This window comes from Halolamina salina (assembly GCF_042678005.1).
GTDB classification, from domain to species: Archaea; Halobacteriota; Halobacteria; order Halobacteriales; family Haloferacaceae; genus Halolamina; species Halolamina salina.
Genome location: NZ_JBHUDH010000035.1, coordinates 34,528 through 44,606, shown reverse-complemented (window position 1 = coordinate 44,606; position 10,079 = coordinate 34,528). Strand labels below are relative to the sequence as shown.

Sequence of the window (10,079 nt, the reverse complement as noted above, 5' to 3'; positions counted from 1 at the left end):
GACGCCGCGCTCGACGCGTTCGTCGAAGTTGTCAACGACGTCGACGACGACGGCGTCGCGGCCGACGTGGAGGACGTACAGGTCCGGCTCGGGAACTGCCTCATCCCGGCGCTGTACATGGAGTCGCCGGCGCACGAACACGACCCGGCGCTGCCACACGAACCGCTCCCGTACCTCCGGGTCGCCGAGTCGCTCCCCGATCGGACCGGGGCGCGGGCCGGGTTCGCCCGGACGAAAGCCGTCCGCGGCGTCTCGAAGCTCGCCCACGGCGTCGAGGAGGCGGCCGACGCCGTGGAGGCGTTCCTCGACGACCGGGCGTAGCTAGCTGAACGCCGGAACGACCTCGTCGGCGAACAGCTCCACCCCGGTCGCGTCGGGGAAGTCGACGAACTCCAGTACGGCCTCGTCGACGCCGAGTTCGGCGTAGGGTTCCAGCTCCTCGATCAGCTGTTCCGGCGTGCCGATGAGGTTGTTGTACGACGCCATCGGGTCGTCCGGGTCCGGATCACGGAACCGCGGCACCTCGTCGAGGATCGCCTCGACCTCGGCCTCGGTCTCCCGGACGATACACCGGGCGAACCAGGAGACGTCGATCTCGTCGTACTCGGTGTCGTACGTCTCGCAGTGGGAGCGCAGCACGTCGAGTTTGTGGGACATGACCTCGGTCGGTCCCCAGTAGTTCCACTCGTCGGCGTGTTTGGCGGCGATGCGGAGGGTGAACTCCTCGCCGCCGCCGCCGACCATGATCGGCGGCCGAGGCTCCTGACGCGGCCCCGGGCGACAGCTGGCGCCGTCGAGTTGGTAGTAGTCGCCGTCGTAGTCGACGTCGTCCTCGGTCCAGAGGCGCTTGGTGAGCTCGATCGTCTCCTCCATCGCGCGCAGTCGCTCGGGCGCGTCCGGCCAGTCGTAGCCGTAGGCCACCGCCTCGTCCGCCTTCCACCCGGCGCCCATCCCGAGCTTGAGGCGGCCGTCGCTGACGTTGTCGACCTCGGCGGCCATCTTCGCCAGCAGGGGACCGTGGCGGAGCTCGTTGTTCACCGTCTTGGGGAACAGGGTCACCTCCTCGGTCGCGCCGGCGAGGGCCGTCAGGGTCGTGAAACACTCGGTGGTCGCGCCGTCACCCGCGAGCAGGTGGTCGGGAACGCCGAGGCCGTCGAACCCCGCGGCCTCGGTCGCGCGGGCGAACGACCGCTGTTTCTCCCACGAGATCGAGTCACAGAACGCCAGCGTCGAGTACTCCGAGGCGCCGGCGGCAGTCGGAATGTTTGCTGCGAACCGCATCACCTCCACTATCCCCCACCACGGGTAAAGAACTACCCCCGGCAACGGGCGGGCACCGTCTACAGCGACCGGCGCAGCCGCCGGAGCTCCGCCACGACCTCGTTTCGCGCACGCCGGAGCTGGAGTTCGAGGAAGCGCTCGTCGTCGCCGTCGAGGTCGGGGAGTCGCTCGGCCGGCGCCAGCCGCGGCAGCGGCGCCCGGCTCTCGGCAGGGTCCTGCTCGAACGGCCCCTCGGTGACGAACTGCAGGCGCGTCAGTCGCTTCACCAGCCTGTCGGCGGCGTCGGGGTAGCCGTCGGCGTCGTCGAGGAACGCGGTCGTCGCCTCGCGGAGCGCGTCGAGTTCGTCGATCACCGGGCGGAGGTCGAAGCCGCTGGCGGCGTCGTACTCCGCGGCCGCCGACGCGAGTCGGTCGATCGCCCGAACCGGGTCCGCGGGGCGGGCCACGCGACTCAGCCGGGCGGTGGCGAGGGTGTATACCTCTGTATCCCGCTCCAGCACCTCCGGGTCGGCTTTCTCGATCGTGTCCGTGGTGAGGTGCCACGCGTCGGCGTGGCCGCCCGATCCGCCGACGGGGTGGTAGCCCCGCTCCTCCCTGACGGACTCCGGGATGCTGGACTGCAGTGACATGCCCGGGATGCCGAGGTTGTTGAACGAGTAGTCGCCCGCACGCGCCGGCCGGAACTCGCGAGTCGCTTTCCCGCTCACGTCGCCGATGGTTTCGGCCGCCACGTCGTGGACCGCGGCCATCCACTTCACGCGCTCGTCGTACTCGGTCGCGTCGGCGACGCCCGGCGAGTCGACGTTCACGTGCGCGACACAGCGCTCGGCCAGATCGTGGGCGAACTCGTCGGTGAACCACGTCGAGCCGGCGTATCTCCCGGTGGAGTGTCCGGGCCACCACGCGACCCACACGTCCCGCCGAAGCTCCTCCCGATGGCTCTGGAGGACTCTGGCGAGCTCCAGTAGGGTGGCGTCGCCGGTCGCGTTGTCGGTGACGCCCTCGTGCCACGAGTCGATGTGACCGTGTGCGAGCACGAACTCGTCGACGTCCGGCGCGGACTCCCCGGGGATGCGTGCGACGACGAGGGGCGCGGTCTGCCACTCGGTCGTCGTCTCGGCGGAGACGGTGACCTCGGCGCCGGCGGCGGCCTTCTCGCGGAGTTCGCGGCCGTCGCTTTCGGAGACGTTCGCCACGAGCAGGTCGGGTATCCGCTCCCGTTCGTCGTACGGCGGCGCGCCGCCCCAGACGGGGGTGACGATCCCCTCGTGGGGTTCGCGCTCGTGTGGGTGGATGCCGACGAACGCCTCGGCGCCCCGGTCGGCGAGCTCCGAGATCGCGCTGATCGGGATGATCGACTCGCTCATCACGACTTTCCCGGAGAGGTCCGCGGGGAGTCCGGCGAGGGAGACCGAGAGCATGGCCTCGATGGAGTCCATCTCGTCGTCGTTCTCGACGTAGACGAGCTCGCCGGAGACGGTGTCGCTCGCGGAGAACGCGACCGTCTTTGCCGACGCTGCCGTCCAACCGTCGTCGGTTTCGACGCTCGCCTCGCCGGGGGTGCTCAGATACAGCGACGGCTCGAACAGCTCGTGGTCGACGCCGAACTGTTCGAGCCGATCCGTCACGTACGCGGCCGCCGCGCGCTCGTCCTCGCTGCCCGAGACGCGTTCGAGTTCGGCGAACCGCTCGACGAGCGACCACGGCTCCTCGGCCGACACGTCGTCGACGATGGCGGCGTCGACGCCCGACAGCGATGGCTTCCCGTCCTCGTAGAGTCGCTGACCCATACGCCACCTTCGGCACCCCGTCCGTAATAGTTTCTCGTAAGTGACATTGAACCGGTAGAACCTCCGGGATCAGTCCGCGGTCGCGGTACCGCCCGCGAACCGGCGAACGACCGGCGCGTGTCGGGACCCTCGGTCCGTCCCGCCGTCGCGTGATAGTTCCTCCAAGAGTGTTATATATTCTACTGGCCTATTTTTAAGTTCTATTTGAATCTCTTCGAAGTATATTTCGGGGACGGATCGCGCTATGACAAACATTTAAATAAGCTTGGGAGTAGGTTACACCCATGCCTGAGAATGATTGGCAAGACAATCGTCGCAAGTTCCTCCAGGCCGCGGCGTCGGCGGGCCTCGTCGGACTTGCCGGTTGTACCGGTGGCGACGGCACTGAAACCCCGACCGACGCGGACCCCGGCTCCTCCGGGGGCGGCGACACGGACACCCAGACGGCGATGCCGAAGCGAGGCGGCTCGCTGAACTTCGCCCAGACCTCGTCGCCGGTGGAGCTGGACCCCGTCAACAACAACGGCGGGAACTACTCCATCATGCTGAAGAACTTGGTGTACTCGCCGGTGCTCGGCTACGACCGGAACACCAACCTCGTCCCCATCCTGGCCGAGGAGATCCCCACGCTCGACGGCAACGAGTTCACGCTCAACCTCGACCCCGACGCGACGTTCCACAACGGGGACCCGGTCACCGCGGAGGACGTGAAGTACACGTTCGAGGCGACCGTCGAGGAGCAGACCAGCTACGCCTCCAACTTCAGCATCGTCGAGTCCATCGACGTCGAGGACGACCAGACCGCCCACTTCACGCTGACCGAGCCGTACGTCCCGATCCTCCACGCCATCGCGCACCCGGTCGCCCCGAAGAGCGTCCGTGAGGAGGACCCCGAGGGGTTCGGCATCGACACGTTCGTCGGCTCCGGGCCGTTCGAAGTGACGGAGTTCGAGGAGAACGACCACGTCACGATGGCGGGCTGGGACGACTACTGGGGCAGCGGCAGCCCCAACCTCGACGAGGTGACGTTCACGCCGATCAACGAGCCGACCAACCGCGTGACCCAGCTCCAGACTGGCGAGCAGGACGTGATCAACCGCATCCCGCCCCAGTTCTGGAACACCGTCCAGAACATGTCGGACGCGGACGTGATCGAGGGGCCGTCGCTGAGCTACCAGTTCGCCGCGTTCAACCAGAACGAGGGGGAGTGTGCCAAGCGCGACGTGCGGCTGGCGATCGACCACTGTGTCGACCTCGATCAGGCGATCGACCAGTACATCAAGCCGGGCGGGGGCCGGATCTACAGCCCGCTGCCCGCCTCCGTCGCGGAGGCGTGGGACATGCCCCTCGACGAGTGGCAGAACAGCTGGTCCGAGAAGGACATCGACCGCGCACAGGAGCTGTTCGAGAGCGCCGGGGTGCCCGACGACTGGACCTGTAACATCATCGTCTCATCGACCGAGAAGCGCCGGCAGGTCGCCGTCTCCATCGCCAACGGGATCCAGGAGGCCGGCTACGACGCGCAGGTGCAGTACCTCGACTTCGCGACGATGCTCGAGCAGTTCGACTCCGGCGACGCCAGTCAGGTGAACATCTACCTGCTGGGCTGGACGCGTGCGCCCGAACCCGACCGCTTCCTGTACGAACTGCTCCACATCGACGGCGCGTTCCAGGGGCAGTACTACGACAACGACCGGTTCAACGAACTGCTGGCCGAGGCGCGAGTCACCGCCGACCGCGACCAGCGCCGCGAGATGTACATCGAGGCGATCAACCTCTTCGTCGAGGACCGCGTCCACCTCCCGCTGTACTACACCTCCATCTCGATGGGCGTGAAGAACTACGTCAAGGGGCTGAAAACCCACCCCGTCTCGACGTACAACCCCTACCTGTACGGCGAGCGGAACAACACCAACGGCGAGGCGGAAGGCTCGAACGTCTGGATGGATCAGTAACCCTCCCCCCGACGACCGTTTTCGCACCCACGACGACATAGATGTCACACTTACGATACACCCTCAAACGGCTGCTTCAGGCGATCCCGGTGCTCATCGGCATCTCGTCGATCACGTTCTTCCTGATCAACGCGATGCCCGGCTCCCCGGTGGAAGTGATGCTCGGTCCGACCGCGAGCGAGGAACTCATCGCCGCCGCCGAGGAGCGTTACGGGTTCGACCAACCCCTCCACGTACGGTACGTCAAGTACATTCTCGCGGCGATCGGCGGTGATCTGGGACGCAGCATCCACTACGGCGTCCCGGTCACGACCAAGATCATGGAGCGCCTACCGGTGACGCTCCTGCTGCTCGCGTCGAGTTTCGCGTTCGCCCTGAGCGTCGCGATCCCACTGGGGATCGTCTCGGCGCGCCGCCGGAACCAGCCGGTCGACCACGCCTCCCGCGTCGTCTCGCTGATCGGTGTCAGCACCCCCAACTTCTGGATCGGGCTGCTCCTCATCATCGTGTTCGGCTACCACCTCGAGGTGCTCCCCTCGAACGGGTTGGTGATGCCGTTGACTCCGATCTCGGAGGTGGAGGGAGCCACCTCACGGCTCGACGTGTTGGTCGAAACCGCCCGGAGCCTCGTCATGCCGACGATCGCGCTGGGGACCCTCCAGATGGCGGCGGTCTCCCGCATCGAGCGGTCGTCGATGCTCGAAGTGCTCGGCCGGGACTACATCAGCTTGGCCCGCGCGTTCGGCGTGAAGGAGTCGGTCATCACCCGAAAACACGCGTTCCGCAACGCGCAGTTGCCGGTCGTGACCATCATCGGCCTCCAGCTCACCTCCGCGCTGGGCGGTGCCGTGCTGACCGAGACGGTGTTCAACATCAACGGGATGGGCCGGCTGATCATTCAGGCGGTCCGCACACAGGACTACGCGCTCATCATGGGGACGACGCTGTTCTTCGGCGTCATGTTCGTGATCGGCACGCTGCTGACCGACCTGACCTACGCGTACCTCGACCCCCGCGTGACTTACGAGGGTGAGGAGTGATGGCGGCCGAAACCGAGGAGGCCGACGGCGAGGAGTACGAGTCCCGCGTCGGCGCCTCCTACACGCTCTCTCGGCTGCTTCAGGACACGACCGCCCGGATCAGTCTGGTGCTGATCGCGATCATCTCCGGGATGGCGCTGTTCGCGTTCGTCGATGCCGAACTGCTCGACTACCGGCTGGCGGAGACGTACCTCTACCATCCGCTCCGGAACAACGCCGGCACCCGCCCGCTCCTGCCGCCGGTCGGGCTCAGCAACCAGTTCGGCGAGGGGGTGCTCGCCCACCCGTTGGGCACCGACACCCGCGGCCGGGACATCGCGGTCCGGCTGCTGTACGGCTCCCGTATCGCCATCCAGATCGCGCTTGTCTCGACTACCATCGGCGTGGTCGTCGGCACCGCCGTCGGCGCCGTCTCCGGCTACTACGGTGGCTGGATCGACGACGTGCTGATGCGGTTCGTGGAGATCCTCTACTCCATCCCGTTTCTGGTGCTCGTGATCGCGTTCATGGCCGCGTTCGGCCGGGAACTCATCTACGCGATGATCGGGGTGAGCATCATCTCGATCCCCATCTTCGCCCGGCTGATCCGCTCGGAAGTGCTCAGCATCCGCGAGGAGACGTACGTCGAAGCCGCACAGGCGGCGGGCGTCAAGGACCGGAACATCCTGCTGCGTCACGTCATCCCGAACAGCTTCGCGCCGGTCGTCGTCCAGACGACCCTCCAGATGGGGACCAACATCCTGATCGTGGCCGGGCTGTCGTTCCTCGGCTTCGGCGCTCAGCCCCCGACGCCGTCGTGGGGGCAGATGCTCTCGATCGCGCGTAACTACATGCTCCCGGCGCCGTGGTTCTCGGTCTGGCCGGGGCTGGCCATCCTGATCACCGTGATGGCGTTCAACATCCTCGGCGACGGGCTCCGCGACACGCTGGACCCGCGGCTGAACGACTAACACAATGACAACTGACACACCACTACTCTCGGTCGAAAACCTCCAGACACAGTTCGAAACCGCCGAAGGGACCGTCCGGGCCGTCGACGGCATCTCCTTCGACGTACACGAAGGGGAGACCGTCGGCCTCGTCGGCGAGTCCGGCGCGGGGAAGTCCGTCGCCATCTCCAGCATCCTCCGGCTGGTCGAGTCGCCCGGCGAGATCGTCGGCGGCGAGATCCGCTTTCGCGGCGAGACGCTCCTCAGCTTCGAGGAGGGTCCCAACGGCGAGCGCCGACGGAGCCCGGAGACGCTCACGAACGAACAGTTCCGTGAACGCATCCGGGGCCGGGAGATCGCGACCATCTTTCAGGACCCGATGGAGAGCCTGAACCCGGTCTTCACGATCGGTAGCCAGCTTCAGGAGTTCATCGAGATCAACCGGGATCTCCCGCCGAAGGACGCACGCGACGTGGCGATCGAGACGCTCCGGGAGGTCGACATCCCCAAACCCGAAGACCGGTTCGACGACTACCCACACGAGTTCTCCGGGGGGATGCGCCAGCGCGTGCTCATCGCGATGGCGATCGCCTGCCAGCCGTCGCTGATCCTGGCCGACGAGCCGACGACGGCACTGGACGTGACCGTCGAGGGGCAGATCCTGAACCTGGTGTCCGACCTCCAGGAGGAGTACGGCACGAGCTTCGTCTGGGTCACGCACGACCTCGCCGTCGTCGCGGACATCTGCGACCGCGTGAACGTGATGTACCTCGGGCAGATGGCCGAACAGGCCGACGTCCACGACCTGTTCGACGACACCAAACACCCGTACACGCAGGCGCTGCTGAACTCCGTCCCGCGGCCCGACAAGACCGTCGAGTCGCTCACGCCGATCAAGGGGGTGATGCCCGAGGCTATCGACCCCCCGTCGGGCTGTCGGTTCCACCCGCGGTGTCCGGACGCTCGTGAGGTCTGTCGGGAGATCAACCCCGAACCCCGGGACGTGAGCGACACCGACACCCGACACGACGCGGCGTGTGTGAAACACGACGCCTTCGACGTCGACTACGAGCACAGCGCGCCGATACAGTCCGACGACGACGAGTTCGGCGAGGACCTGCAGGTGACGGAGGGGAGCCGATGAGCGAGGCCGACGACGGCGAGCCGATCCTCCGCGTCGAGAACCTCAAGAAACACTTCTCGACGGGAAGCGGCGTGTTCGACAGCGTCGAACTCGACCTCAGCGGCGGGTTCCCGCTCAAGCGGGCCGTCGAGCACGTCCGCGCCGTCGACGACGTCTCCTTCGAGATCCAGCGCGGCGAGACGCTGGGGCTGGTCGGCGAGTCCGGCTGCGGGAAGTCGACGCTCGGGCGGACGATCCTCCGTCTGCTCAAACCGACCGACGGCGCCATCTACTTCAAGGGGCGAAACATCGCCGACCTCGACAAGGGCCAACTCCGTCGGACCCGGAAGGACCAGCAGATGATCTTCCAGGACCCCCAATCCTCGCTCAACCCCCGGATGAAGGTCGGCCCGATCGTGGAGGAGCCGATGAAGGCCCACGACCTCTACGACCAGGCGGGCCGGGAGGAGCGGGCGCGGGAGCTGCTGGAGGCGGTCGGCCTCGACCCCCAGCACTACAACCGCTACCCCCACCAGTTCTCCGGGGGCCAGCGCCAACGCATCAACCTCGCACGGGCGCTGTCGGTCGACCCGGACTTCATCGTCTGCGACGAGCCGACAAGCGCGCTCGACGCCTCCATTCAGGCGCAGGTGCTCAACACGATGCGGGAGCTGCAGGACGAGTTCAACCTCACCTACCTGTTCATCAGCCACGACCTCTCGGTGATCCGCCACATCTCCGACCGCGTCGCGGTGATGTACCTCGGCCAGATCGTGGAGCTGGCCGAGAAGGAGGAGCTGTTCGAGGACCCGAAACACCCCTACACCCGGTCGCTGCTGTCGGCGATTCCGGTTCCCGACCCCAGCCAAGCGGGCTCCCGGACCATCCTGCAGGGCGACGTTCCGGACCCGGTGAACCCCCCGTCTGGCTGTCGGTTCCGAACGCGCTGCCCGGAGCTCATCCCGCCGGACGCGTACGACCTCGACGACGACGCGTGGGCGGCCGTCCGTGAGTTCATGCGGGCGGTCAGGCGCCGCGCGTTCGACCTCGAAGACCGTGCGGCCGTCGAGGCCGAGTTCTTCGACGGGGTGACCGTCGACGGCGAGCCGGGTGCCGTCGTCGACGAGGCGCTGGACCACGTCGCCGCGAACGAGTGGGACACCGCCGCCGAGCTACTCACCGACTCCTTCGCCGAGCAGAGCATCTGTGCACAGGCGGAGCCGGCGTACGAGCTCGAGTCGAGCCGGACGGGGAGCCGCTTCGCCGCCTGCCACCTCCACCGGGAGTAGCCGGCACCCTACTCGAACAGGCTCGCCTCGCGTTCCGCTGAGAACGCCGGGTAGGTGACCCGGCTCTGGGTCAGTCCCTGTTCGGCCCACATCGCCGCCGTCCCGAGGCTGATCCGGACGGGGTCGAGGAACGGCACGCCGAGCTCCTCGGCGACGCGGTCGTGGACCTGCATGAACGCAAGGCTCATGCAGCCGGGGACGACCGACTCCGCACCGTCGGCTTCGACCGCCGCCTCGGCCTCGCGGACCATCTTCCGGACGATCTCCTCGGACTCGTGATCCACGTCGAGCACCCCCTGTTCGACGACGCGCACGCTCGCCAACCGCTCGCCGAGCCCGTCGGCGAGAATCTGCCGCCGTTTCGAGGCCGGCGTCGAGCGGATCGTCAGACAGGAGAACCGATCGGAGAGCTGTGCCGCGGTGTGGAACGTCGCCGACGCGGGACCGACGACGGGCTTGTCGACGAACTCCCGCGCCGCCGCCAGCCCCGGGTCGCCGAAGCAGCCGACGACGAACGCGTCGTACTCGTCCTCGGTCTCCCTGAGGAGGCCGAGCAGGCTCCGCACGCACCACTCGTGTTCGACCTCGCTCTCGATCGAGAGCGGTCCGGCGTCGGCCTCGACGACGGTGACGCCGAGGTTCTCGCAGTTGAGCGCGTCCCGGAGGAAGTAC

The 10,079-nt window shown here is 67.3% G+C and carries 9 protein-coding genes; 6 read left to right on the top strand and 3 right to left on the bottom strand.

The window, feature by feature from the left end; all coding sequences use genetic code 11:
- Positions 1–321, top strand: a 321-nt coding sequence (locus tag ACFR9S_RS04540; protein ID WP_379818149.1) for a hypothetical protein, incomplete at its 5' end; no start/stop codon positions are given.
- Here the strand turns inward: ACFR9S_RS04540 and ACFR9S_RS04535 are convergent.
- Positions 322–1,281 (bottom strand): LLM class flavin-dependent oxidoreductase, encoded by a 960-nt coding sequence (locus ACFR9S_RS04535; RefSeq protein WP_379730464.1) that lies wholly within the window; start codon positions 1,279–1,281, stop codon positions 322–324.
- Between the two features lie 59 nt (positions 1,282–1,340).
- Positions 1,341–3,071 (bottom strand): M28 family peptidase, encoded by a 1,731-nt coding sequence (locus ACFR9S_RS04530; RefSeq protein ID WP_379818148.1) that lies wholly within the window; start codon positions 3,069–3,071, stop codon positions 1,341–1,343.
- A 284-nt stretch (positions 3,072–3,355) separates the two neighbouring features.
- Between ACFR9S_RS04530 and ACFR9S_RS04525 the strand changes: the two genes are divergently transcribed.
- The 5 genes from ACFR9S_RS04525 to ACFR9S_RS04505 are packed head-to-tail and all read left to right on the top strand — an operon-like array spanning position 3,356 to position 9,407.
- Complete coding sequence (locus ACFR9S_RS04525) at positions 3,356–5,026, top strand: ABC transporter substrate-binding protein (protein WP_379730622.1); 1,671 nt, start codon at positions 3,356–3,358, stop codon at positions 5,024–5,026.
- A 41-nt stretch (positions 5,027–5,067) separates the two neighbouring features.
- Positions 5,068–6,066, top strand: coding sequence for an ABC transporter permease (locus ACFR9S_RS04520; RefSeq protein ID WP_379730621.1), 999 nt, complete (start codon positions 5,068–5,070; stop codon positions 6,064–6,066).
- Positions 6,066–7,016 carry an ABC transporter permease gene (locus ACFR9S_RS04515; RefSeq protein ID WP_379730620.1) on the top strand — a complete coding sequence of 317 codons (951 nt, stop codon included), beginning with the start codon at positions 6,066–6,068 and terminating at the stop codon, positions 7,014–7,016. The genes ACFR9S_RS04520 and ACFR9S_RS04515 overlap by 1 nt, the downstream gene beginning before the upstream one ends.
- 4 nt (positions 7,017–7,020) lie before the next feature.
- Complete coding sequence (locus ACFR9S_RS04510; protein WP_379730619.1) at positions 7,021–8,139, top strand: ABC transporter ATP-binding protein; 1,119 nt, start codon at positions 7,021–7,023, stop codon at positions 8,137–8,139.
- Positions 8,136–9,407 carry an ABC transporter ATP-binding protein gene (locus ACFR9S_RS04505; RefSeq protein ID WP_379730618.1) on the top strand — a complete coding sequence of 424 codons (1,272 nt, stop codon included), beginning with the start codon at positions 8,136–8,138 and terminating at the stop codon, positions 9,405–9,407. Before ACFR9S_RS04510 ends, ACFR9S_RS04505 begins: the two co-directional genes overlap by 4 nt.
- 8 nt (positions 9,408–9,415) lie before the next feature.
- Here the strand turns inward: ACFR9S_RS04505 and ACFR9S_RS04500 are convergent.
- Positions 9,416–10,079, bottom strand: a 664-nt coding sequence (locus tag ACFR9S_RS04500; RefSeq protein WP_379818147.1) for an aspartate/glutamate racemase family protein, incomplete at its 5' end; no start/stop codon positions are given.